14 protein-coding genes are annotated in these 24,848 nt (G+C 68.1%); 8 read left to right on the top strand and 6 right to left on the bottom strand.

What is annotated here, in order from left to right; translation table 11 throughout:
- Positions 1 to 2,089: 2,089 nt before the first annotated feature.
- The 5 genes from ACGFY9_RS48025 to ACGFY9_RS48005 are packed head-to-tail and all read left to right on the top strand — an operon-like array spanning position 2,090 to position 11,194.
- Entirely contained in the window at positions 2,090 to 3,283 is a 1,194-nt protein-coding gene (locus tag ACGFY9_RS48025) for a hypothetical protein (protein WP_393765359.1), read from the top strand.
- Positions 3,273 to 6,605: a hypothetical protein gene (locus tag ACGFY9_RS48020; protein ID WP_393765357.1), complete on the top strand. Its 3,333-nt coding sequence runs from the start codon at positions 3,273 to 3,275 to the stop codon at positions 6,603 to 6,605. The genes ACGFY9_RS48025 and ACGFY9_RS48020 overlap by 11 nt, the downstream gene beginning before the upstream one ends.
- Complete coding sequence (locus ACGFY9_RS48015) at positions 6,595 to 9,447, top strand: RNaseH domain-containing protein (RefSeq protein WP_393765355.1); 2,853 nt, start codon at positions 6,595 to 6,597, stop codon at positions 9,445 to 9,447. The genes ACGFY9_RS48020 and ACGFY9_RS48015 overlap by 11 nt, the downstream gene beginning before the upstream one ends.
- On the top strand, positions 9,444 to 10,124 hold the full coding sequence (locus tag ACGFY9_RS48010; RefSeq protein ID WP_393765353.1) for a hypothetical protein: 681 nt from the start codon (positions 9,444 to 9,446) through the stop codon (positions 10,122 to 10,124). The genes ACGFY9_RS48015 and ACGFY9_RS48010 overlap by 4 nt, the downstream gene beginning before the upstream one ends.
- Complete coding sequence (locus ACGFY9_RS48005; protein ID WP_393765351.1) at positions 10,124 to 11,194, top strand: restriction endonuclease; 1,071 nt, start codon at positions 10,124 to 10,126, stop codon at positions 11,192 to 11,194. Before ACGFY9_RS48010 ends, ACGFY9_RS48005 begins: the two co-directional genes overlap by 1 nt.
- A 27-nt stretch (positions 11,195 to 11,221) precedes the next feature.
- Here ACGFY9_RS48005 and ACGFY9_RS48000 read toward each other — a convergent pair whose 3' ends face one another.
- The gene (locus ACGFY9_RS48000; RefSeq protein WP_393765349.1) at positions 11,222 to 14,599 is read right to left on the bottom strand and encodes a hypothetical protein; all 3,378 of its coding nucleotides are present in this window, start codon (positions 14,597 to 14,599) and stop codon (positions 11,222 to 11,224) included.
- A gap of 631 nt (positions 14,600 to 15,230) precedes the next feature.
- Between ACGFY9_RS48000 and ACGFY9_RS47995 the strand changes: the two genes are divergently transcribed.
- Both ACGFY9_RS47995 and ACGFY9_RS47990 read left to right on the top strand, forming a co-directional pair.
- On the top strand, positions 15,231 to 17,642 hold the full coding sequence (locus ACGFY9_RS47995) for a hypothetical protein (RefSeq protein WP_393765347.1): 2,412 nt from the start codon (positions 15,231 to 15,233) through the stop codon (positions 17,640 to 17,642).
- Between the two features lie 146 nt (positions 17,643 to 17,788).
- Positions 17,789 to 18,661, top strand: coding sequence for a hypothetical protein (locus ACGFY9_RS47990; RefSeq protein ID WP_393765346.1), 873 nt, complete (start codon positions 17,789 to 17,791; stop codon positions 18,659 to 18,661).
- Between the two features lie 74 nt (positions 18,662 to 18,735).
- Here the strand turns inward: ACGFY9_RS47990 and ACGFY9_RS47985 are convergent, their stop codons facing one another.
- From ACGFY9_RS47985 to ACGFY9_RS47975, 3 genes are all read right to left on the bottom strand, one after another.
- Complete coding sequence (locus ACGFY9_RS47985; protein ID WP_393765344.1) at positions 18,736 to 19,425, bottom strand: restriction endonuclease; 690 nt, start codon at positions 19,423 to 19,425, stop codon at positions 18,736 to 18,738.
- Positions 19,422 to 19,619: a hypothetical protein gene (locus ACGFY9_RS47980; RefSeq protein ID WP_393765342.1), complete on the bottom strand. Its 198-nt coding sequence runs from the start codon at positions 19,617 to 19,619 to the stop codon at positions 19,422 to 19,424. The genes ACGFY9_RS47985 and ACGFY9_RS47980 overlap by 4 nt, the downstream gene beginning before the upstream one ends.
- Before the next feature lie 196 nt (positions 19,620 to 19,815).
- Positions 19,816 to 19,938, bottom strand: coding sequence for a hypothetical protein (locus tag ACGFY9_RS47975; RefSeq protein ID WP_393765340.1), 123 nt, complete (start codon positions 19,936 to 19,938; stop codon positions 19,816 to 19,818).
- Between the two features lie 237 nt (positions 19,939 to 20,175).
- On the opposite strand from ACGFY9_RS47975, the gene ACGFY9_RS47970 reads away from it, so the two are divergent.
- The gene (locus ACGFY9_RS47970; protein ID WP_393765338.1) at positions 20,176 to 21,540 is read left to right on the top strand and encodes a hypothetical protein; all 1,365 of its coding nucleotides are present in this window, start codon (positions 20,176 to 20,178) and stop codon (positions 21,538 to 21,540) included.
- Positions 21,541 to 21,628: 88 nt separating this feature from the next.
- Here the strand turns inward: ACGFY9_RS47970 and ACGFY9_RS47965 are convergent, their stop codons facing one another.
- Positions 21,629 to 22,447, bottom strand: coding sequence for a carbon-nitrogen hydrolase family protein (locus ACGFY9_RS47965; protein WP_393765336.1), 819 nt, complete (start codon positions 22,445 to 22,447; stop codon positions 21,629 to 21,631).
- Positions 22,448 to 22,597: 150 nt separating this feature from the next.
- Entirely contained in the window at positions 22,598 to 24,841 is a 2,244-nt protein-coding gene (locus ACGFY9_RS47960) for a Helicase associated domain protein (RefSeq protein ID WP_393765334.1), read from the bottom strand.
- Positions 24,842 to 24,848: the final 7 nt, after the last annotated feature.

The raw sequence follows: 24,848 nt of genomic DNA, 5'->3' as shown, positions 1-24,848 counted from the left end.
TGGCCCTGGCGGGCCAACTTGACTGGTTTCTGTGGGAATTGGCAGGCCTGACGGCCTGCTGCAGCAAGGGAACTGTCGTCGTGCCTGGCGGCACGACTGGAATGGGTTAAGGCCTCCTCCCCTGGCGGGGAGGAGTGCTGGCGCCTGCCGGCGCCAAAGCGATGTCAAAACTGGGTAGTTGCGCAGATATTTGGGTTGTCTCCGTTCCCCTGCCGGGGAGCTTGGACTGCACGGTCCTGCTGGCGCAGGACAGGTACCTCTGTTCCTGAGTTCTATGCCTGGCTGTCGCTGATCGGCTATCAGGGGTTTCGGCTGGCTGGCGTCCCAGGTTCTCACTGTGTTCAAGGGCTTGGGTTCGTTGCTGGTTCTGGGAGCCTGTGGTGGTGAGCAATGAGGGCATGACTTTGATGACGGTGAAGGTGGCTTTGGGTACGCGGGTGAGAGTTCGGGAGGTGGTTGAGCGGCACCGCGAGATTCGCCGGGCCCTGGCGGGCCGCGCTGAGTGGGATGTGGCGGACTTGAGTGGAAGTGAAGCTGCAGTGGTACGGGCAAAGTTGCGTACGGAGGTTGCTCGTTTGCGGGATGTGGGTGAGTTGCTGGACACCGTGGATGCGGTCGCCGCTTATGGGGTGCGGCGGGAGGTGGAGGCACGGGGGTGGCGCAGGATGTGGCCTGATGCTGGCCATGGAGTGGCCGGGGTGGGGCGGTGGCCAGGAGCTCGGGATGGTGGGTATCCGGAGGCTGTGTCGTTTCGTCTTCCGGCTGAGTTGGCGTGGCAGGTGCGGGCAGGGTGTTGGTCGGTATCTGCTGAGTCGGTTGCTGGGCTTCGGGATTGGCGTGATCGGTACCCGGGGGTTGTCAGGCGGCGGCCAGAACGTGGCAGCGAGGCGGCTCTCGCGGAGTATGAGCGGCTTGCTGACCAGATTGTGACTGTGGGTGATGTATTGCGGGCCGGGTTGGGGTGGGGGCTGGGTGGTTCTATGACTGATTCTTAGTTTGTAAACTTCAAAGTTGCTGTTCAGAGCACATTTCGGTAGTTGCTCCCGGGTGAGATAGCCGCTAGCTTCGCTCTGTGTATCTGTTACAGCATGTGCGAGTTGGAGGGTCGAGCATGGCTGTGCTGGCGGTGTACGAGGACTGGGCACAGGTGCCCTGGTTTTTGGTGTCGAAGAGTCAGTTGGCGTCGGGGGATCTTCCGCGGTTGCCCGCGGGCTCGGTTGATGCTCACGTGCGTTCCTACCGTCGGGGGCGGCAGAGTTCGGTTGGGCTATACCACGTGGAGCGGAGTCGGCCTACGGCCGCGTCGGCGGGGCAGTTGGAGGCTTCGGCTCGGCGGCGGACACTGTCGGCTCATGTGTGCCTGGAGTGTGGTGCGTGCTGTGATCGCTCTCTTGCTGTGCGGGAGGGAGAGCGGCTGTGTCCGATGTGCTGGCGGATGCGGGAAGTGGCCTCGTTCCAGGGGAAGTTGCGGGGACGGCGTGGCGATCTCGAGCGGTGGGCCCGGGAGATGCTGGGAGATCCGCGTCTGGCAGTCGTGTGGGTGGATGTGGTGAGTGGGGGCCGGACGGCGTCGGGTCGGGTACGGCCGGCGGCTGCGGCTGTAGTGACTGCTGTGGATGGGGGTGGGCGCAGGCTGGTGGATGTGGTGGTGCGGTTCGCCGGGGTGGGCGGTCATGGGGTTCCCCGGGGGGCGTGTTCGCCTGCTGAAGGCGCCGTGGTGCTGGGGCGTGTCCTGGGTGGGCGGCGGGTGCTGGCGTGGACGGAGGCTCAGGTGTCGGTGCTGAGTGGCCGGTTGGAGGGGCTGGGGCTTCCTCTGCGGTTGGAGGTGATCAGCAGTCAGCCGGGAGCGGGGTGGGACGGGTGGCCCATGTCGGTTCGTGATCGTGTGGCGCAGTGGCGTGGGCAGCTCGATCCTGCGACCGGGGCGCTGCTGCCGGCTTGGGAGCCTGGGCGGGCGGATCGTCTTCGTCTGCTGTTGGCTCGGATGGCGGAGGGGGACGTGGGTGGCGCATGAGGCGCCAGGGGTTGGTGTGGTTGGGGTTGTGGCTGGTCACAGGGGGTTACTGGTCAGTTTGCCCGGTGACTGTCAGTGGTGGCCTCTACCGTGTGGGGCGTGAGTCAGACACAACAGACGGGTCCGGTGTTCTCCGGGCGCTCCAGTGCGGTCCGTGCGGGTGAAGTGGTCCTGAGCCTGGTGGCGTCCGGGCTGGTGGGGATGCGGGGTTGGGCGGGGGTGCGCCAGCTGCAGCAGCCTTACCACCAGAGTCTGCAGCTTGGGCTGGACCGGCTGGCGGCCTTATGCGTGCGGGTGGGCAGAGACGCTCCGGTCGGTGTGCAGGATCTGGTGGGGACATGGTGCGCAGGGCGGGCGGTGGACGCGTGGCCGCTGGAGTTGGACCCCGACGCCCAGGTGCGGGGTGAGCGGCTCCTGATCGGCGGCGAGCCGAGCGAGTTCTGCCTGGAGTGGGCTGTTGCGGCCAGGGACGTGGTGTCCGAGGTGCACGAGAGTTCGCTGGTGAAGCACATCAAGGACACCGCTGCTCTGCTGGGGCGGCCGGAGTTGTATGCGCGGTGGCGGTTGTTCGTCACCGAACGCGCGGTACTGGGACCGGACGCGTTTTTGGCGGCGAAGAATGCGGTGCTGGAGGTGCCGCAGTGGGCGACGTGGATGGAGGAGTCGTACGGGCCGGTGCCGGTCGAGTTGACGGTGCGTGGACGTGTGGCGGTGTGTGGGAGGTGCGAGCAGTGGATCGCTCCGCGCTCGGACGGCTCGGTGCGGTGCCGGGTGTGGCGGTGCGGGCGGCAGCACGATCTGCCGGGGCCGGTCTGGATGGATGCCGAGGGGGCGCGGCGGTTGGAACCGGAGCTGGTGCGGTTTGTGGCCCTACCGGGGCATCCGGAGGTGGATCTGGCGCAGCAGTTGGCCGCGCGGGGAGCACGGGTGGTGCTGTACCCGAAGCTGGACGCGCTGGATCTGGTGGCATCGTGGCCGGACGGATACAGCGTCGGTGTGGATGTGAAGGACTGGCACAGTCCGTATCTGCTGGCCCGGCGTATCAAGACGTTTCCACGCTGGGGTGATGGTGATCCGCATGCCTATCGGAAGGGGTATCTGGTCGTTCCTCACGACCGGCTGCGCGGCAACCGTGATTACCTGAAGATTCTTGTGCGGCACAGTGCGGCATTGCGGGCGCAGCCGCATGTGGAGGTGGTCTCCGACCGGGATCTGGTCGGTTCGTGCCCGGATCTGGGTCCGGTGGGGGAGGTCGTCTGTGGCCCGTGACCGTAGTGGCTGGTACGAGGGGCTGGGGCATCAGCTGCGGCGTGCGGCCAAGAGCCATGGCCTGGGCCGGGTGGATGTGCGGCTGGTGGCGTCGGTGGAGCTGGGGCTGTCGGCGTTGGAGGCGTGGGCGGCCGGTGCGGCCGCGGCGGATGCCTGGGCGCTGATGGGCGGGTACGACTTCCGTACCCGTCGGCAGCGGGCGGTGGCGATGACGTCGTCGCTGCGGTGGCTGGTGGGTGAGCTCAAGAGCAAGCATGCGTGGCATAAGCGGCTGGAGGCGTACCAGGCGCTGCCGGAGATGCTGCGCCTGTTCGATGTGAAGGATCCTCAGCAGGCTCCCCAGCGGCGGGTGTCGGTATCGGTGGCTTCTCAGCGCAGCCGGGTCTATGCGCAGGCGTTGGCTGCGCTGCCGCAGCACCGCACGCACCGGGTGCGCCTGGCCCAGGAGGGTGTGCGGTACCGCATGGCGCGCGGTGATGCCAGCGTGGTCATTCCGGACGGGATGGTGCCCGGGCCGGCTCGGCGGCATCGTGGGGGGCGGCGGCGCAAGTCGGTGACCTTGCGCTGGTCGGCGCTTGCGGAGACGGCCGACCGCATGGACGCGGTCGATGCGCAGCTAGGCGAGGAGCGCAACTGGCGCCGCCGGATCGACGATCTGTACCTGCTGGTGCGGCGGGACGGCCGGATGCGCGAGTCGAAGAAGCTGCCGCTTCAGGATCTGGTGCATGTGGTGGGTATGCCGGCTGTCGGCAAGACCACGCTGATCACCGTGGCGGCTGTGTGGGCGGGTGTCGAGCCGCAGCGGCGGCACACCCTGACGGTCATCCTGGGCGACGTGGTGGCCGTGTTGGACATGGTTACCGCGCTGTGCCGGTACGGGGTGCGGGCGGCGCCGATCCTGGGAGCGGCGAACCGGGGCCGGCACCTGCAGCAGGTGCACCGTCCCGTGGACGCGCATGCGCGGGGTCTGATGCTGCTGGAAGACCCTCGGCTGCGGTGGATCTCCACCTCGTGCGTACTGCAGGGCGTGGCGGAGCTGACTGAGCCGTTGGCGCTGAAGGACGCGCCCTGTTCGCACCGGCTGCGGCCGTGGAGCAGCGATGGGGCGGATCAGCAGCAGCGGGAGCCGGCTGTGGGCTGTTCGCTGCTTCCGGTGTGTGGGCGGCACGAGGCCGCGCGTGAGCTGGTGGATGCCACGGTGTGGGTGGCCACCCCTGCCAGCCTGATGTATTGCCGGGTTCCTGATCAGCTGGCGCAGCACGACATGCGGTATCTGGAACTGGCCTGGCAGCGCAGCGACGCCTTCGTGGTGGACGAGGCCGACCGGGTGCAGATCCAGTGGGACCAGGCGTTCAGTCCTTCGCAGTCGCTGGCCGGGCCTGGTGAGGACGCCTGGCTGGATGAGGTGCGGCCGCTGTTCGAGCGGCACATGCGGCATACCCGCGGGCAGCATCTGTTCAGTGAGCCGGTGCGGGACTGGTCGGTCGATATCAGCACGGCAGGGCTGCTGGTGACCCATCTGCGCAGTCTGCTGGCCGAGCACGCTCACGTGCGGGAGTGGCTGGGGCAGGGCTATTTCAACGAGTGGCGGCTGGCGATGCGGCTGGCCGGTGAGATCGCCCGCCGGCCGCGCCCGAAGGAGGAAGGGGTCACGAAGCGGCGGGGTCAGCCGGCGATGTGGGATTCGGACGAGGAGTGCCGCGAACGGTGGAGAGCGGTCTTCGTGGAGTGGCTGGATGCTCCGGCCGGCCGCTACCTCGGCTCGGACGCGTCCTGTGCGTTCCTGCGCGACCTGACCGCGCGGGGGTATCAGCCGCCCGGCTTGGTTACGCAGGACTTGGTGGAGTGGCTGCGCGGGCAGGACGATGTGGTGCTGAGCGGTGATCAGGCGTTGGAGCGGCTGGCCGTACGGTTCCAGGTCACGATGATCGTCGCGTTGCTCGCCGAGAAGCTCGCCCTGCTCACCCGTGCTTGTTGGGAAGTGGAGATGGAGACCGGGCTGGAAGCCATGGGCTCCAGTCTCGTGCACCGTCCGCCCGCGGAGTACCTGCCGTTGGTGCCGGAGTCCCCCATGGGCAACCTGCTGGGCTTCCAGTACCGCGAGAGTGAGGGTGCGGCGGAGCAGATCGGCACCCTGTCGTTCTTCCGCTGTTCGGGCATCGGCCGCTGGCTGCTGATCAACCTGCCGCACCTGTACCGGGATGTGCCCGGCGTGGCGGGTGGTGAGGAGGCGGATGGAGGGCCGGCGTGCCTGTTGCTGTCGGCTACCAGTTGGGCGGGGAACTCGCCGCGCTATGACGTTCAGGTGCCTGTCACGGGCATTCTGGCTTCCCGTACCGGTGATGCGGTGCCTCTGCATGAGCGGATCGTGCTGAAGTATCTGCCGGTCAAGGCGGAGGACTCCAGCGGGGCCACGCATGCGGTGGTGGTGTCGGGGCGGCTCGGCCAGGAGCGGATGGAGGCGCTGAGGGAGCTGCTGGCCGGGCTGTGCGCCAGACAGCGTGGGTTGCGTGGACCGCGCAGGAGCCGGCTGGAGGAGATCCGCGACAGCCTGCCCGAGGGGCGGCGGCGTGTCCTGTTGCTGGTGGGCAGTTACCGGGAGGCCGAGGAGGTGCTGCGGCATCTGATCAGGCTGCGGCCCGAATGGGCCGATCAGATCCTGCAGATGGTGCCCGACGACGACTCGGGCAGCCACCACTGGAGTGGGCAGACCATCGCCCGCGGCAACGTGCACGCGATGGCGAGCCACCGGGACGCCTGGATTTTGATCGCGCCTCAGCTGGCCATCGAGCGCGGGCACAACATCCTCAACGACGACCACGTCGCCGCGCTGGGCGCCGCGTTCTACCTTGTCCGCCCCCACCTGCACCCCGAAGACCTCAGCTACCACGTGCAGACGATGAACCGGTGGGCGGTGCAGGAGATCCAGGATGGTATGCCGTCGGCTGGTCCCGACACGGCGCTGGGCGAGCGGGCTGGGATGTTCCGTGAACTGGCCGGCCGTAACTGGCTCGACATGCTGGAAGAGTCCTTGAGGTATGCGCTGACCGATGCCGGCTCGGCGCAGCGGCGCGCCATGGACTGGACGAACATCGCCCCGCTGAACCAGATCGTCGGCCGGATGCTGCGCGGCGGTGCCACGGCCCGCGTGTACTTCTGCGACGCCGCTTTCGACCCCACCCGCGACGACAGCACGCTGGTGGGCATGCTCGACGCCCTCAACGAAGCCCTTGAGGGGTCTGATGAGGCGTTCGCCGGACCGCTGTACCGGCCTCTTCGTCAGTCCCTGCACACCCTGGTGGAGCAACATCGTGCGCTATGACTTCTTACAGCCCCTCTCTCTGCGCCTGAAGTCCTTCTCGGACCATCCGCTGGCGCAGTACTGGACGTGCGAGTTCCCCGCGGTGTGGGCGCGGCCTCTGCGTGCGGAGATCTTCCGGCCCGCAACGGCCGAGGGAGAAGCGGAAGAGGAGGTGCGGGGCCTTCCGCTGTGGGCGGTCAACAGTGCGATCGCCGCGCTGATGCCGCAGGTCCTCACGCATGACGCCCGCGCGCGCAGCGGCGATATGTGGCTGGCGTGGTCGGCGGCCGCGGACGCGAAGACCCCCGACCGTGAGCGGTTGGTGGAGTTCGTCAAGGGTGGTCTGATGGCCGCCGCGATCCACCGCAACAAGCTGGCTGAGCGGCGATCGCGCAAGCAGGTCATCGACATCACGGCGCTGGCCCGCATCCTGGACGGCTTCCGCGGGGAAGACCTCCGCTTCACTCTCAAGACCCTCAACCTCGGGCTGGGCGACCAGCCGGAGAGCTCCGACTACACCCTGGTGCCGCACGCGCTGGCCGCTCACCTGTGCACGAGCGGCTGGAGGGTTGTGCACGGCAAGTCCCCCGTACCGGAGGAGGAGGCGCTGGATGCCGGTGATGCGGTGGACGAGACCGGTGACGATCTCCAGGTGGGCGAGCAGGAGGAGGTGACCGGCTCCGCGGCGGTGCACACGTCCCTGTGGCGGCGGACAGCCGCCCGTGACGGGGCGGAGCTGGTGTCCTGGCCGCCGCACGTGTACGAGAGTTCGGGCGGCGTGCGCTACCCGTGGTCCTACACGCTGCGGCTGTCGGTGCAGACCAGGGGCCTGGAGGCGACGGCCCAGCCGCGGCTGCACGTGCGGGTGGGGATGCGTCGCTGGGCCCGGTACAACGTCTTCGATGCGAAGCGGAACATTGGCGTACATCTGCTGTCCCCCTCCCCCTGGGCGGATGCCAGCAGTCCGTTCGGGCTCGCGTCCATGACCTGGCATTCGGGGCCGGCCGGAAAGAAGCAGGGTTACATGGGCTGGACCAACGACCTGGTGCCCACGCTGGAGCGTCTGGGCTCCTTCGCGCTCCTGCCCGATCCTGCCGACCTGGCCCACGACCCGATGTCCTTCCTCGATCCGCAGCCGGATGCCGAGGGCCGGCCCCGGCCGCCTATCGCGGGTGTCCCCTACCGGCCCGGGCTGGGAAAGAACACCGGGCATGCCGTCGGTGACGGCATCTCCGCCAAGGACAAGTGGCGCATCTTCAATCAGCTGGTGCCCGCCCTGGCCGAGTTCGCCGAGATGGACGCCGCCTGCGAGCGCGTCCCCATCCCCTCCCGCACGCGGCCCGCCGCCGCGGATCTACTGCGTATCGACCGCAGCGCGCTGGCCCAGGCGGCGGGGGCGCGGATCGAGATCGTGCTGTGGTGCGACACCGCCACCATGCGCGACGAGGCGCTGAACGCGGTGGCATCCGCACTGGATCTGACCGTGGACGTGGCCGGCCAGCCCGGGCTGGTTGAATCCTGGCAGCACCGGTTCTCCACCACCGAGCTGGAGGTGCTGCTGCGCGTCGAGCCGGTGGGCGAGGTCGCCGACGACCTGGAACTGGACGAGAGCATCACCCGGCGCAACGACCGCCTCAAGGCGGCCGGCGTCAGCCGCCAGCTTCAGGTCAGCCGCAGCCTAGGGCATCCCGAGTCCGGAACGACGGCCCGCTTCGTCCTGGTGGAGATGCGCGGCGCCGACGGTTTCGCCTCTGCGGACCACGACCCGAAGATGGTGGTGAAGGCCGGAGCAGCACGGTGCGAGGCGGTCACCCAGAACCTGTTGCCGCCCTCCGCGGCCGAGGAGGCTGCCGACGACAGCTCCGGTGACGAGGATTCCGTGCGACAGGGCATCAAGGAGACGGCGGGCAGCCGGCGGGAGCGTACTCGCAGGGCCGTCAGCGACCTGCTGATCCGGCAGACCGGCTTGATCCGGCCGCCGGCCATGCAGGGCACCAAGGCTCACGAACTCACCGATGTCGCCTGCCTCGGCCTGTGGGTGGTGCGCCGCACTGGGGACTTCAAGACCGTCATGCCGCTGGCGGTGGCCACCGTGCCCGGTCGGCCCCACGCCCTGGTCCGGTTGCCTCATTCCGGCTGGCTCCCCTATCACCGGGCGGCCACTCAGCTGGCTGGCTGGAACCGTCCGCGTACCTTCGGCAAACAGGAGGTGCAGGAGTTCTTCGCCGCATGCGTGGCCGAGTCCTGTGACGGCGGCGATCTGGCTCTGTTCACCCTGGCGCAGAACGTCCGCTCGCTGTGCCCGGCTCTGACCAATCCAAATCTGGCCGCCGATCGGCTCGCTTTCCACCAGGACAAGCCGCTGGCGGTGGAGGACCACAAGGGGCTGCGGCACATCCGGCTGCGGACCAATGTCGGTAACGAGACGGCCCAGCACTTCGCGTTCGGCAAGGACGGCCCGGGCAAGCAGGTGGGTGTGGGCGCTGGGCTGTGGGCCAGCAAGGACAACGACCGGCTGTTCTTCGCCACTGCCGACAAGCCCTCCACCGCCGGGCCCGGCAGTCCGGGCGGTTCCCGACTGGAGCAGCACTGGGGCAAGGTCAGCAAGGACCGAGAGGACTGGAAACTCGACACTCTCAAGGACGTGTGGAATCCGCAGCTGCTGGAACTGCTCGTGGCGGTCAAGCAGAACGGGGACTCACCCGCGGCATGGGCGGCTCTGGCACACCAGCGGCGCTACGCGGCCGCGCACTTCGCCGATCCCCTGATGCTGCCCATCGAACTGCACCTGGCCTACAAGCTCGGCGAGGTGCTGCTGCCCTCGCACCAGCTCGAGCCGATCGAGCAGTCGGAATCCTCGTGACACCGCCCGCGCCGCCCACGCCGCCTGGCAGGCAGCCGGGCGGCGCGGGCCGTCCCGCCCACGGTCTGAACGCACGCCAGCAGGCCTATCTTGAGGTGCTGTACGCGATCGACCAGGACAACGAGGAGATCCAGAGGCGGCGTTGGCACGCCACCCGAGAGCGGCAGCCGGCCGATCAGTGGCGGTGGATCACCTACAGCGTCGACCACCCGGCCGCCGAAGCGACCCCGGTTCAGCAGCAGTTGGGCCAGCGTCAGATGCTCGATGCGGGCGCCGGTGCCACGCTGGCAGCGCTGCAGCGTCGGGGGCTGATCGAGCTGAGGCGGATGGCGCAGGACTCCCCCGGTGGGCCCCTCTCGCTCACCCAGGTCCGGCTCACCCGCGGCGGGCGGGCCGCCGGGCGGGCGCTGCGACCGTCGTCTGGCGAACCGGCCGTCGATCGGGCACTGCTGCCCGAGTGGCTGCAGGCGGCGCTCGAGGCGGTCGCCGCCGCCCCCGAGCAGACCCTTGCCAAGGTCGCCATCGGGCGGGTGGCGGCCCGCCGGCTCGGCTCGTACGGGCACGGCTACATCGAGGACGCCAGTGCCTGGCAGTTCCGCCTCACCCCGGCGGGGCGGGCGTACCTGGTCATATCGCGGCAACGCTCCTGTGATCCCTCTTCCCCGGAGGAGAGCTGATGGGGGCCTTTCGTGCCGATCGACGCATCGTGGCTGAGCGGCTGACCGAGATGGTTGGCTACCGGGCGGGACTGGCCATCGCAGAGACCGACATCCTTGACTGTCTGCAACGCCGCGGCTATGCGCACTTGTATCCACCGGGCGAGACTGGCGTGCGGATGCGCAGCGAGGCCTTTGAGATCATGAATCGCTGCGTTGCGGACTCGTTCGTCCAGCCTGGTGCGCTGCAGGCCATGCGGCCCATCCAGTACCTCCTGCGGGATCGGCTGCACGATAAAGAGTTGGTCTGGCAGGCTCTCGGTTTCATCGATGCAGTGCTCGAGCAAGTCCCGCCGCACCAGTTGGAGTCGCTGGATGTTCTGCAAGAACGCGGCGCTCAGCTGCTGGTGACGTCAATGGAGGTTCACGCGCACGCTACGCGGGCGCTGCTACGGGACACAGCCCGTAGCCTGCACGGGGACGTGCTGGCTGATGCAGTCGACCTGGTGTTCCGCGAGGAGGACTTCAAGAATGCTTCCGACCCGTGGAAACGATGGGTTCGTACCGTCGAATGGAACGATGTCCTGGATCTGGCTGACTTGTTCACCTCAGACTCGGCGACCGCGTCCTACGGGCGGTTTTTCGATCAGCGGTTCGTGACCTATCTGGCCAGCCGGTATGAGGATCTGGCGGCTATTCACTGGCGGAAGTTCGAAGCGCTGGTGGCGGAGTACTTCCACCGGGCGGGTTTCGAAGTCGAACTCGGTCCGGGTCGCAACGACAACGGGGTGGACATCAGGGTCTGGGAGTCAGGCACCGCGGGCGGGGGGCAGAGCCCGCCGCTGATGATCGTGCAGTGCAAGCGGGAACGACGCAAGATCAGCAAGGTGGTGGTCAAGGCCCTGGCCGCCGATGTCGCCTGGGAGCATGCCCGTACGGGTATGCTCGTGGCCACCGTCGACTGGTCTCCCGGTGCCCGGGAAGTGGTTCGCACGCGCAGTTACCCGGTCCAAGAGGTGAACGGCGAGGCTGTGCGCTCCTGGCTGAAGGCCATGCAGAGCAGCGACACCGGGCTGTGGCTGCCTCAGTGACCAGCGAGGTCTACCCCAGCAGGAGAGCTAGGTCTGGCGTTGCAGGCTGGGGAAACGGTGTATGAGCTCCTGTGCTTCTGCTGCGACCGGTCCGTCACAGCGCGCTGCACGATGCACGAGCGGGGTGATCTCGTGCCTGCGGTTTCTCTTTCTCAGTGCGGCGGCCCAGGCTGTGACGGTGCCCGCGGGTAGCTGGCTGATCACTTCGTCGACGACTTCGGGGGCATGTCTGTCGCATACCTGCACCCATCGGGCGAGGCCTTCGAAGGGGTCGGTGGCTTGTGTGGCCAGTCCTGCTGTGAATCCGGGGCGATTGGCTGCGGCGAGTTCGGCTGCAACCTGCGCGTCGTGCGCGGCGATCGAGTCCAGGAGCTCGGCCGCAGACGCCCAGTGCTGCTGGTGAAGTCCGAGATCCAGCGGCAGGCCGCGGCGCAGAAGCCTGATGGTCATCTCAGGTGTCATGTGGGCGAGGAAGGGATGAATGGCGGTGTACTGGGCTTCGTAGCGTTCGACGAGGTCCCGGGCCTCTGACGGTCTGTGTTCGTAGAGGACTTCCACCGCGAACAGGTGGTTCGGGGAGGGCGCGGGCAGGCTCTGTTCGTAGTGGGCTGCAAGCACATCGGTGTCGATACGGCTGACGATGGCCTTGGCGGTCGCCGGGTCGGCCTCCCACGCGAACGCGATGAAGTCGTAGAAGTTGTGCCAGGTGTTGTCCGTGCGGGGGCGCGCGAGCGTGTCGGCGAAGTGATCTGGGTCGAGAGCGCGTACGAACTGCCGGGCCAGGCTGCGGGCTGCCGGGTCTGGCGCTCGTCGGCCCCGTAGGAAGCGGGGGGCGAATCCGAGCAGGAACGCCCAGGTGTCGAAGAGATTCTGGGCCTCGATGGGGAGGTCTCGGGAAACCTGTGCGGCGAGATGGGGAATGAGCTGCTCGAACACCGCGAGTGCGAGATCTCGGTTCGTGTAGGTCAGGGTGCGCAGGAGTTGGTCGATGGCGGCGACGTCGGCGGGTGGTGTTGCGGCGAGGGCGTGGAAGGCACTGAGGTCGTAGGCACTGCGGACCTTCTCTATCAGGGGCATCCCGCCGCCTTGCGTGATCCGGTCCAGGGCGTGGGCGGTGGAGTAGATATGGGGCCAGCCGCCCTCGGGGATCAGGCGGGCGAGAGCGTGCGGATCCACATCGGCCAGGAGCTGTTGTGTGAGGAGTTGGTCGTCGTTGGACAGGGCGTTGATCAGGGTGCCGATCGCCCATCCGTTCTCCGGGGTGACGTGGTGCACCCATTCCGCGATTTGGGCATGGTGCTCCCTGATCAGGTCGATGCAGTCGTCCTTGCCTGATGCCATGAGGTGTTCGAGGAGCTGGGCGGCCATGCCCGCCTCGGCGCCAGCGGGGGTGGCGAGCGCACGCTCGGCCAGCGTGCAAATGCGGGCGCGAGTAAGGGCGTCATGGCGACGAAGAACCCACCACGTTTCCGGTGAGTGGTTACGGCCGATGAGCCACGCGGCGCCGCGCAGCGGTGTGTTCGGCGAGTCCAGGGCGAGACGAAAGAGGGCTGCGGCGGCCTCGCGGTCTGCTTCGGTCTGTTCGTGGGGCAATACAGCCCGAGGTCGTGGCGTTCGGCGGGCTGCAGGGGGCGGCGATGCTGGTGGGGGTGCGGCCGCCGACTCGATCGGCGGGATCACTACCGGGGGCGGAGGGGCGTACTGGTGTCGCGGCGGATGCAGCATCCAGGTGATCAAGGCCCATGCGGTCCTGAGGTGCGCGCAGCGCAGCACGTTGTCGTTGCGGGTGGCGAGGTGTTTGTCCTGGAGGAGGCCAAGGCTTCGGTCGATCCAGCTGCGGTCTCGGCCGAGTGCGTATGCGTAGGGTTCGAGGTCGTCGGCTGACACACCGGCGTCGACGCTGGCGACCTGCGCGACTGCGAGAGCCAGCAGGAGCAGGTCGGCACGGTCATGGTCGCGCAGGTCGAGCGCGTCCCGTTCGGTACGTCGCCAGCCACCGGTGAGTGTGTAGAAGAACTGCCAGGCCGAGTCCGCCCTGGCTGCTTCTGCCAGGCGGTCGAGCAGCGGTTCGTCCCCGATCTGGTCGCCGACGAAGTCGTCCAGCGCGCGGACCTGGGGCAGGATGTCGTGCGCACGTTCGCGCATGGCCCGAGCGAGTGTGCCGACGGCGGCGGGATCGCTGATGCGATACGTGGTGACGCCGCCGCCGACGTGATCCACCGCGACGATCAGCACCAGCTGGTCCTGGGTGGCGGTTTCGGCCAGCTCTCGGATCAGATCCGGGGATAGGTCCTGGGCATCGTCGACCAGCAGAGCCTTGCGGTGCGGGTAGTGGGCGAGGTCGGTCATCCACTGCCCCACACCACGTCTGCGGGCGTCGTCGCGCAGGCGGAGCACTTCGTAGCCGTCTTGGAGGAGGTCGTGCAAGGCCTGGTAGGCGGTGATGGACTTGCCACATCCGCTGTCCCCGTTGAGGACGACGGAGTGACGGCGGCGAAGCGCGTCGACGAGGAGGTCGACTTCCATCAGGCGGGGGCAGGCATCGACGTCAGCCGGGCCCAAGCGCTCTCCGGCCAGTGCAGCACCGATGTCACGCTTGCCGGTGAACGGGACCGAGTACCAGGCCGAGGCGGCTTCCTGCTGGCGAACATCGCTGGCCAGGGCAGGCAGGACACTGTCGGCGGGGCCAGCGATGTCGTCTGTGCCTCTCGCCTCGGGGCCAATGCGGCACACACGCCATCCCTGGTCGAGCGGCGCGATGAGCTGGTCGACCACCACGCGGTCTCGTTCCGAGTAACCGACGATGAGCAGGGTGCGCGGGTGGTCTGCGACGAGGCGGCGGATGCGGTCCTCAAGGGCGGGGGTGAGGGTGCCGGGCAGGTGAGGAAGCATCCACGGCTGCTCGGGACGGGCGGCATCGCCATGGGGTTTGAACAGGATGCCGGTAGGGATGTCGGCTCCGTATTGGCGCCGGTAGGCGCTTTCCAGGGCGGTGTCCCAGTTGAGGGACACGACGCATTCGATGACACCGACGTGGATCAGTGTGGCGAGGGCCTCGTGTGCGGCAGACGGCTGTGCGCTGCGGGGGCGGTCCAGGTTGGCCATTTCCTGCTGGAACCGTCGTCGGGCCGGTGCAGAGTTCTCCACTGTGCGCCAGGCTGCGTCCCAGTGAGCGAAGTCGTCTCCCATGAGCCGTTTTGCCGGTGCGTCAGGCTTGCCGAGTTCGGCTGCGAGTGCCTGCCGTGCTGTGGGGTCGGTGTCGAGGGCATCCCAGAGCAGCGCGGTGAGACCCGCACTGCTCGGGTAACGCGCCGAAAGAGACAGGCCGGCCCCGACAACGGCGACCACGCCGAGCCCGAGTCGGCCGCGCAGCTCGGCAATGCGGTTGGTGACGTCGGTGTTCATCGGCTTCGCACCAGCATTACTACACGGCGGGCCGGAGTGTTCTGAAGGACACGTACACACATGACCTCATTGTCGGCCATGGCACTGACAGGGAAGTCCTGCGACCGCATACCGGGGGCAATGCGTGTGCCGCGGCACACTGACTGGGTTTCTTCTGGCAGCAGCACTCAGCAGCCGGTGAGTACGAAGGACGCCCAGATTTCAGGTGCGGCGACCGGACGTCTGCGCAGGGTCGGAAAGCCTACACGACGGCATCGAGCGGTCTGCGGGACCGAACCGCGCAGGCCGCTGTGTCCGTGGAAAGCAGCCAGGGCTGGGCGCTCGCTGCATACCGGCGTGTTGCAGTAGAGGGAGGGTGCGCATCCACTGCTGGGGTGGTGCCAGAGCGCTGCCGGGCGGGCGGCGTGCCCGGTGACCGGTGCGCGCCCCCTGCGCGCTCGCACGCCCCCGGCGCGGATGAACCGGTCCTGCGGCATTGACGTCTTTTCGGAACACAAGACGCATCGCGGCCCCGGTGCCCTCTGTGCTGATGGCACCGGGGCGCGCGGGCGGGGGGAAGCGTATGAGACGTATTCGGGGTGACGGAGACAGACGGCACGGCCTGGGAACAGCGGCCAGGGCCGTGGGGGTCGTGGTGATCCTTCTTGCCACTGCGGTGGTGGTCTGGGCCCTCTCCAAGCCTCCCGACGTGTACAGCGGTGTGGCGACGGTTGTCGGCACACTGGTGGCTCTGGTCACGGCTGCGGTCATGCTGACGAAGCGGCGCAACGTTCCGGAGCCTTCCACGGACGAGGAACTGGACAAAGCTGCGGCAGCGCTGTCGGGAGCGTTGTGGAGACAGTGGCCGCCGGAGGCCGAACGACGCGGTCTGGTCTGCGGTCAGCCGGCAGATGTCCGCTGGAAGTCGCGTGGACCCACTGCCGTGGGTGTGCTCGGCCGTCCGCAGACCGCTCCTGACGGTGGAGACCCCTACGAGCAACGGGTGGTGCGCAACTTCACCACGGCCGCGACCCGACGTGTCCTTGTGATCGGGCCTCCCGGGTCGGGCAAGACCGTGCACCTGCTTCTGCTGACGCTGGGACTTCTACGGCGACGCGAGGAGAAAGGCGGCAACACCGACGAGCCGGTTCCTGTGCTGCTGCCGACAGCTCACTGGAACCCGCTGACCGAGCCCTTCGGCGACTGGGCGACTGCCCGTCTCAAGGAGGGGTATCACTTCCTGGAAAACACGACCTACGGCACTTCTGCCCCGCGTGGTTTGTTGGAGTCGCGCCGTGTTGTGCTCGTCCTGGACGGATTGGACGAGATGAGAGGGGACCTCCAGGAGGAGGCCCTGCGCCAGCTGACGCAGCCGCCTGTGCAGAGCTGGCCTGTGGTGGTCGCCTGTACAAGCGCGGTCTTCGCCTCGCTGCGGGGCAAGGACCATCTGAACTTCTCCGGTATGCGGATCACCACGTTGCGCGCACTGTCGACGAGCCGTGCTCTTGCCTTCCTTTCAAGTGCGGATGACTCGCGGCACGGCCCTCAGCGGTGGGAACCGGTCAGAAACGCGATCACTGGCGCCGGCAATGTCGATCTGGCAGCCGCCCTGTGCACGCCGCTGTTCGCGGGCCTGGCCCGGTCCGTGTATGGCGTGAGGGGCCGTTCTCCACAGATGCTTCTAGATGCCGCGCAGGCGGGGGACGTGCGTCTGCATCTGCTGGAAAGTTTCCTGCATGACGCCTTCGCCCTCTCAGGTTCTTTGAGGAACAGGCCTTCGGTTCCTCGGGACGGCGCGGCAAGCCATTGGAACCCGCACAGTGCACGCAGGTGGCTGCAGTGGCTCGCCGGATACCTGGAGGGGGATCAGTCGCGGTACCTGTTCTGGTGGCATTGGCACAGCATGCTGCGGCCCCGTGAATGGGCTGGCGTGTGCGGGCTGCTTGCAGCCACCGTCTACTTGCTGACCAGTGGGTTCCCGGAAGGACTCGCCCGGGGTACGCCGGTCGGGATGGCCCTAGGGCTGATCGTGGGCATCTGCCGGGACAGGGCTGACGGTGCACGGCAGGGGCTACGGGTCGGTGTTGCGTGCACGGTGGTCATCGGGGCTGCCGGGCTAGTTCTGCACGGTGCAGTAGGCGCGGTCCACGATGCAGTGGAACTGGGCCTGCCGCTCGGGGCCGGCATCTCGATGATCAGCTGGATGCAGGCGTCGACAGTGCGCATCGTCATGGGCAGCGCGGCATCCGGTCTGGCCGCCGGTTGCTGGGCGGGCGCCTGGGACGCTCTGGCCGACGGGCCGTCCGCCGGCCTGCACCGCTGGCTGACCACCAGCCTGGGGATGACCATCGCGGTGGCGTTCACCAACTTCCTTGTCAGGATGACAGGCTCGTCACAAGCGCCGGGACAGCCGACGGGTCTCAACACCGCCCTGCGCGATCGATGGCGCGACCTTGTGGTGCATCTAGGCGTGGGGGCCGCCGCCGGCACGGCAATCGGAGTCGGCGGGGGATCAATCATCATCCTGCGAGCGGCACTCGCCCACAGAGGCCATGCAGGCGTCCCGCATGCTGTCGCCGTGGCTGTCACCTACGGAATCACCGCCGTGTTGGCCATCGGTATCACAGGAGCTGTCATCCGGTGGCTGAGCCAGCCCTCTGCTCAGGTGCGTGCTGCCACGATGAAAAGCACGCTGACAGCAGCCCGCGTCATGTCCGCCGCGTATGTCGTTCTTGCCACCGGGCTGGGTGCGGCGGTCATGGCGGCGGTCCATTCCGCAGCGGGCCGTGTCCCGGACTCAATGCGGGCGGACATCCTGGCCATGGCCGATTACAGGCAAGGGGCGGCGCTGGGGCTGTGCATCGGGCTGGTGCTGGCGGCATCGTTCACTCCCTGGCCCACATTCGTCATCGTGCGGGTCGTGTCCTGGGCTTCCCGTCGGCTTCCGCTACGCCTGACAGGGTTCTTGGACGATGCTCACCGTGCTGAGGTCCTGCGGGCGGAAGGGGCGAGTTACACCTTCCGCCACGACGAGATCCGCCAGTGTCTGCTGACTGGTCCTTAAAGGGCACTGCGAAGGCCGTGTGTGCCCCCGGCAAGGTGGTATGCCTGGTGTAGTGCGCGGGGCCCGCTTGTGCGCCGGGGCTATGCGCCCCCAATGCGCCTGGGAGTAGGCCTCGATTCCGTCAATCCTGATCCGGAGTTGGCGACATGCTGTCAGCATCGGCGGCCATGAATTCCCTTGAGGGGCTTGCCGCGTTCAAGCCCGACACCTGCAGCAGCGGAGCCGGGGGCGTGGACTGGAGCTCCATCGGCTCCGCCGGAGCCATGAGCGCCTTCTGCGGCATCATGGCCGGCTTCGTCTTCGCCGGCGTCGTCGTCATCATAGGAGAGAGAAACCCTGCTCAAGGAGACGGTCACGCTTCCCGCAGCCTAAGGCTCCTGCTGCCCTGCTTCGTCGGTTTGGCCACCGCGTCCTATCTGTACGCGCTCACCTCCGGGGAACTGGTGTGCAGCCGGGCCAACACAGAGCAGTTATTCTCCGGCGCGATCCTCGCCGGAGATGCCGTTGTGGTGATCGTGGCGCTCGCCTGGCTGCTGCCCGCATACGGCCGCAACACCCACGGCACAGTCGGCTTCTTCCGCGGGCTGATCCAGTTCGCTGCCCAGTTCTCCGCGCTGATGGTCACCGTGTCCGCCAGCGGCTTCACCAACTCTGTTCTCCGTCACAGCGCGACAGGATGGGCCGACACGCTGGTCTGGGCCAGCGGTGTCTTCGTCTGTGCCACGGTCTTCTACTTTTGGCGGAAGCCTCTGCCCCCAGCGCCTGCCACCTTGCCCGCCGGGCAGACACCAGACCAATGGCGGGACGAAGTTCTCCTCAACCGGCGTGCGCACATAGCGTCCTGGACGACTCTGTACGTGGGCGGTGGCCTCGCGGTCGCGAGCGGGGTCGCTGTCGGGATCCCTTACTCCCATTGGACCGCTTTGCCCGCCTGGCTGGTCTACACGCTCGGCGAAGCCTCGCTTCTTCTGCCTGGCTCCATCATCGTCGCTGCCGTATGGGCAGTCCCCCGTGAATGATTCCCAAATCCCGGGATACCCGCGTCATGGGTATCCCGGACGTCCTCTGTGTCCCGTGAGCACAGACGATCGATTCAGGAGAGCTGTGAGGGCTTTCGCGGCGCGGGAAGCCCTGCCAAGAGTTCCCACAGTGGCCGTGACCCTGCGGCCCAGGAGCCGAGTAGGTGGCGGTCGACGAGATGCAGTCGCTGCTGTCGGGCGAAGATGCGGCCGGGCTGGGTGATCCTGCCGTTGGTCACCATCACTACGACGTCCGCCTTGTGGACCGGGCGTCCTGTTCCGTTGAGGACCTGCAGATCCGGGGTGCCCACGGCGGCACCCCGCTCCCCGTGTCGGCGGTGTTTGCACTGCAGGACCCAGCGTCGGCCCTGCGGGTCGGTCGCCTTCACGTCCGCTCCCAGATCCCCCTGGCCGCCGACCTGGACGGCGTCGGTGCAGCCGTCCCGGTACATCAGGTCGCGGACAGCGTGTTCGAACTGGCGGTGGGAGAGTCCGTCCAGCTGGGCCAGTCCGTATCGCAGGGCACGCGCGCGTGCCTGTTCCCACTGCACACGTTGTGCCCGTTGCTGCCACCACCCGATGGTGGCCAGGGCGGCGAAGACGATCATGATCAGCAGCAGCCACCAGTGTGCGAGCAGCCAGTTGACCACCGTTATCGCCAGGCCGACCGCGGCGACGGCGACCACAGCCAGGACGGCGACCGACATGTCCGGCTGGCTGGGGCGTCGGGCGGTTCGCCGCTTCGCGGGCGGGCGCCGGCTCATCGCCCTTCTCCCAGGGCAGAGAGGTCGACCGGGTACGACACCGAGGGCGTGGGCGTGACCCTGTGCGGTGTGGGCGTATCGAAGCGGATCGGATACGACATCGAGGGTGTGGGCGCGGGGCTGTCCGCGACGCCTTGGGTCGGTGGGTTGCCGAAGCCGAGCACCGCCAGGCCGAAGACGGCGATGATGGTCATCTCCCGGCGCGCGGCCGGCGCCCATCGGGTGTGCCCGCGTACTGACGTTCCGTCGGAGCGTACGTACGGCCGGACAAACGGTATGTGGTCCTCCCCAAGGGTCATGTGTTCCCCCCCGCCATCACCGTCATGCTGATGGGCGCCACTGACAGTCGATCAACCTTGGTGGCTCAACTCGGCTGTTTTCAGGGAGAGTTCAGGACAGATGGCGGGCCGTCTCGCTGTCGGGCTCCTTCTCTCCGAAGGCAGCAGTTGGGACGCCGTACAGGCCGGTCCGCACGCCGCGAGGCGGCTTCACCAGGGCCGTCGGGTCATGCACGCTTGCGGTGCACGCGGAGGAACCACGTCCGCATTCCGGTCAGCCACCAAGCAGACGTGCCAGATCAGGCCATTTCGCAGTGCATTGCCCGGGTGGCGAAAAATGAGGTCAGAGTGCCGGGGATCTGACGCTCCCCTCCGCTGAATCGGACCCGTGCCCAGGCGCCAAGCCCCCACCGTTCATAGTGAAACGATCATCCGGCTGCGGCCTGATGCCCCGTTGGACCACACTGCCCTGGTGGTCGGACTGCTGATATCGCTGGTCAAACTCATCGGACTCCTGCTGCTGTACTACGTGGTGACGACCGCCTGGGACGTGTCTGCAACGTTGCGCCGGAGAGCGGCGCTGGGGACGAAAGAACTGCTTCGCCGCGGGATCGGGCCCATAGGCCGTCGCTGGCAGGTGTGGGTCGATACGCAGGCGACGCGGCGGCTCACGGGCGCTGTGGAGCACTTGGAAGCAGTTGTCCCCGGAGTGCCGACGCGGCAATGGTTCGCTCTGGTTGAAGCTGTCCGGGCGTGGACCACGTTTATGCCTGCGGCGTTCGTTGCGCAGGGGATCAAGCTTTTCGTCCTGTTCGTCGCGTTGTTCAACGTGGGCACCATCGTCGTCGGGGTCAGGTACATGGTCATGCACCCGCCCGGCAGCGAGCCGGCGCCCCCGTGCGTGGATGCGACCCGGACAGGCGGACACGGGCATGCAGTTGACGCCGGCACCGCCAAGGAGTGCAGGGTGGCCACGCTGGACCCGCTCGGCGAACTGTGGGGGGCGGGACGCGATGCAGTCGGATGGGTGCGTTCTGCGGTCGGGCCTCTGGTAACCGATCCATGGGCCGACCCGATGGGAACGGCCAGAGCTCTTACAGCTTTGTTCCTGCTGGTGATGGTCCTGCTCGCCATGCGAGTCGCAGTATCTCTCTACCGTCGCGCCAGCGACCCTGCCGGCTCTCCCCGCCCGAGTGCTCGACCGAGGATCCGGCAGCCGCGGAGCGCGTCCTCCCAGACCGTCCGGGGCGGTGAGAGCGCACGGTGGCAGCCCGTGGTCGTTCTGCTGGCCGTGTGCCGAAGCGTGGGCCTGGCCCGCAAGCAACTCGAGAACCGTGATGTGCTGCACCCCCCGCGGATCAGTCTGAAGGCGGCCGAGCGGGTGGTGTGGTCCGCCTGGCGAACGCGGCACGGGCGCGTCCGGCAGCCCCGTCGCGGCGACCTGCGGAAACATGCGGCGAAGGTGGCCGGCGCCCTGCGAGCCGTGGAGGCACGACAGGACAACGACGCAGACACTGCCAAGGTTTTCGAGGACGCGGCGGCGCTGCTGCTCAAGATCGCACAGCGCTATGCCGAAGGGCGCACATTGGCTCTGCTGGACCCCGACGATCTGTGCGGCGTGATTCCAGCGCCGAGCAGGGAATGGGTGCGTCTGCCCGCCTTCGGATTGATCGTCACAGGCACGGCGGCGGGCGCCCTGATGGCCGGGCTGCCGGAGGCAGCGGTGGCACCATTGATCGGCGTCGTCTCGCTTGCCGCGTGGAGCGCCCTGTACGGAGGACGGATGGTCGGTGCTGACCTGGTCGACGTCATGCGCGGACAGAGCCGCACAGGATAGGTATCTGTAGCGACGGGCCGCATGCGCCGCGGATCCTCTGCGTCCCGGGTCTGGTGCGCGACGATTCAGCCCGGGGCGGCAGAGTTCCTCAAAAGGCAGTCCTCGTAGAGCTGCGGGGATCGACGTGGGCCGGTGGGTCCTCGGTCAGGCTCGCTCGTACCGTGCGGCGCCAGGAGCGGGCGTAGCGCAGTGCGACGTGGATGTCCTGGTCGGTTGCATCGAGTTCGATGTCCGTGACGGCCAGAGCGGGGCGGTTGTCGTCGGGGCAGCGTGCGAGCCACCGCCCTCCGGGTGCCACGATCCCCGAGGGGACGGTGGCGCTGTACTGGGCGGGGATGGCGTAGCCGATCCAGTAGTCGTAGAGGGCGGCGTAGGCCTGGGCGATGACGGCGCGCATGGGGTCGTCGACCATCACCGACAGCAGGAGGCAGTCAATGTCGAGGCGTTCGTACTCCGCGAACAGCTCGGGGAAGTGCGCCTCGATGCACAGTGCTGCCCCGAAGCGGATGCCGTCGATCTCGAAAACCATGGGGTCGGTGCCCGGCGTGTACATGTAGGTGGCCTCGGTGTGCGACAGCAGCCGCTTGTCGTAGCGGGTGACGAGCTGTCCGGTGTCGGAGACGACGTAGAGGCTGTTGTGCGGGCGGTTAGGCGGCGTGAGCGGATGGATCGAGCCGAACGCGACCCACAGCCCGAGCTCACCGGCGAGAGCGGCGATCTCCTCCGCCTCCTGGCGCAGGATGTTCCAGTCGACTCGGGTCCAGTCCGATTCAGCGACGATGTCGGGCCCTGCAGAGGACATCACGTATTTGCCGGGGTAGGTGATCGCCCCTTCCGGGAACTGCACCAGGCGGGCACCGGCCCGGCTCGCCGCACGGATCAGACTGCGGATCTCCGCTCCGCTCACGCGAAGGTTCTGCGGATCGGTCGGGTCCTGTGGAACGGTGCTCTGAGCCACCGCCAGCCGTAGTGTCCTCGCCACATGCGGACAGTAAAGGGGACGGTGCGCCCACGCTGCCGCGGCACGACACTTTTCGCCGAGTTGTGGGCGCGGCGGTTACAGGCCGAGTTCGGTGAGCATTGCCTGGCGCTGGGGGCTGAGGCGGAAGCGGCGTCGGCGCAGGTTGCTCAGCCACTGCCCCAGACGCACGGGTTCGTCCCCGAGGTTCTCGATATGCCGTTGTGGGACATCGAGGTGTCCTTCCCTGTCCTGGAAGGCCCGTGCGGCGGCCAGTCCGAGCTGGAAGGCCCGCTCGCGTGCCGGCAGTTGGCTGTCCTGGATGCGCGCGGCAGGCACATCCGGCATGTCGAGTCCGAGTTCCTTCAGGAGGCGGCGTTGCTCTGGATGGAGGTCGTCGCTGCGGGTGCGCTGAACGGTGAGCCACTCCCCCGCCGGGGTGCTGGCGGTGCGGTTGGCCTGGTGGGCGGCGTGGTAGGCGCGTTGCCAGGTGATCGGCCAGGGCGGGTTCCACCACTGGTCCAGGGCGGTGAGGGCGGCCGTGCGTTCGGCGGTGAGGCGGCCGGCACGGGTGCGCTGGGTGGCCAGCCACCGCCCGAGGGGGAAGTCGTCGTGGATCTCGTCGACCGGGGCGGCGAGGTGGCCGTGGCGGGCGGCGTAGGCGGTGGCGTGGGCAAGTCCGCGGTCGAAGGCCTGCCGGCGGGGGTCCCAGATGATGCCGAGGCGTTCCAGGGCTTGGGTGCGGGCCGGGTCGAGGACGCCAGTGGTGTGGAGGTGGCGTTGCCAGGTCAGCCAGCGGCCCAGGGGGTAGTTGGTGGTGTCTTCGTAGGCTTGGGGGACGTCGAGGTGGCGGTGGGTGCGATGGTAGCGGCGGGCCGCGGTGAGACCGCGGCGCCATTCGGCGCTCTTGGGTGCCAGGACTCGCAGAGAGAGGGCGAGGGCCACTTCTTCGGCCTGGATGGGGCGGTCGAAACGCAGCCAGGCGTCGGGGTCTTGCGAGGGCGTGGTGGGCCGGTGGGTGCGTGGATCGGCCAGGCGTGCCTCGAGGCGGTTGTCGTGGGCTCGCAGGGCCTGCACCGTGCGCCACAGAGGGGTGTAGGCATCCGCGCCCAGGAGGTCGTCGGGGTCTTCGCCGGGTGTGAGGTAGACGGGGACGACGAGGGTGGCCTTCTTGCCGGCGCCGGGTTGCTGGCGTAGAGCGCGGCCGACGGCCTGGACGGTGTCCACGGGGCTGTTCTTGGGGTCGGCGAAAACGACGGCGTCGATGGAGGGGACGTCGATGCCTTCCCCCAGCACGCGGGCGTTGGACAGCACCGCCGGGGTGTGGGGGTCGGTGTGAGAGGCGAACTCGAGCAGCAGGCGGCGGCGGATCTGGGGGGCGTGGCTGCCGCTGATCCAGTCCGCCCACAGGCCCTTGGGACGGAGTTCCTCGGGAAGGGTGGCGGCCGTGTCGTGCAGGGTGGCGGCGAAGGCACGGGCGTCGGCGACACGGTGGTGGAAGGTCAGGACGCGGCGCAGTTGGTGGTCGTGGATGGCGCGCAGGGCGGCGACCTGACGGCCCGCCAGGCGCAGTCCGTCGACGCCGGCGCCGGGTCCGGTGGCGAGCCAGTCGCGCAGGTCTTCGTCGGTGACGACGGGGACGAGGATCTGGTAGTCGGCTAGCAGGCCGAGGTCGATGGCGTCGGAGAGGGTCAGCCGGTAGGCGACCGGGCCGAAGAGGTTCTCGTCGTCCATGGAGGCCACCGCCTCCGTGTCTTCGTCCCGGTCTTCGTCGGGGTCCCAGATGCGGGGGGTGGCGGTCAGGTAGAGGCGGCGGGCGGCGGGGACCTGGTCGTCGTGGTGGACGGCTGCCCAGGCCTTGCCGAGCCGGCCTGCGGTGCGGTGGGCCTCGTCGACGACCACGAGGTCCCAGGGAGGCAGATGGTGGTCGCGGTGCGCGGTGACCACGGTGGGCAGGGAGGCGTAGGTGGCGTAGGCGGTGACCGGGCCTGGCCGGGGTGTGGTGGTGAGGGCAGCCAGATCTGTGGGGTCGGTGGTCATGGGGGTGTCGGCGCCGAGCGGTTCATGGTCGAGGGCCTGGCGGGCCGAACACACCGCGATCGTGGTGCCTTTGCGTCCCGCAGCACGCCAGGAGCGGATCGTCTGGGACAGCAGATCCAACGTCGGCAGCAGCACCAGTACCCTTCCCCGCGGGGCGATGCGGGCTGTGGTGCGGGCGGCGATCAGGGTTTTGCCGGTGCCGCACGCGGCGATCACGCTCGCGCGGGCGTGGTCGCGGAGCGCGGCTGCTGCGGCGGAGACGGCTTCCTTCTGATGGGGCCGTAGCTCGATGTCGGGGGCCATGAAGGTG

It is taken from the genome of Streptomyces sp. NPDC048504 (assembly GCF_043200035.1).
Lineage (GTDB): Bacteria > Actinomycetota > Actinomycetes > Streptomycetales > Streptomycetaceae > Streptomyces.
This window is presented reverse-complemented; position numbering and strand designations above follow the sequence as displayed.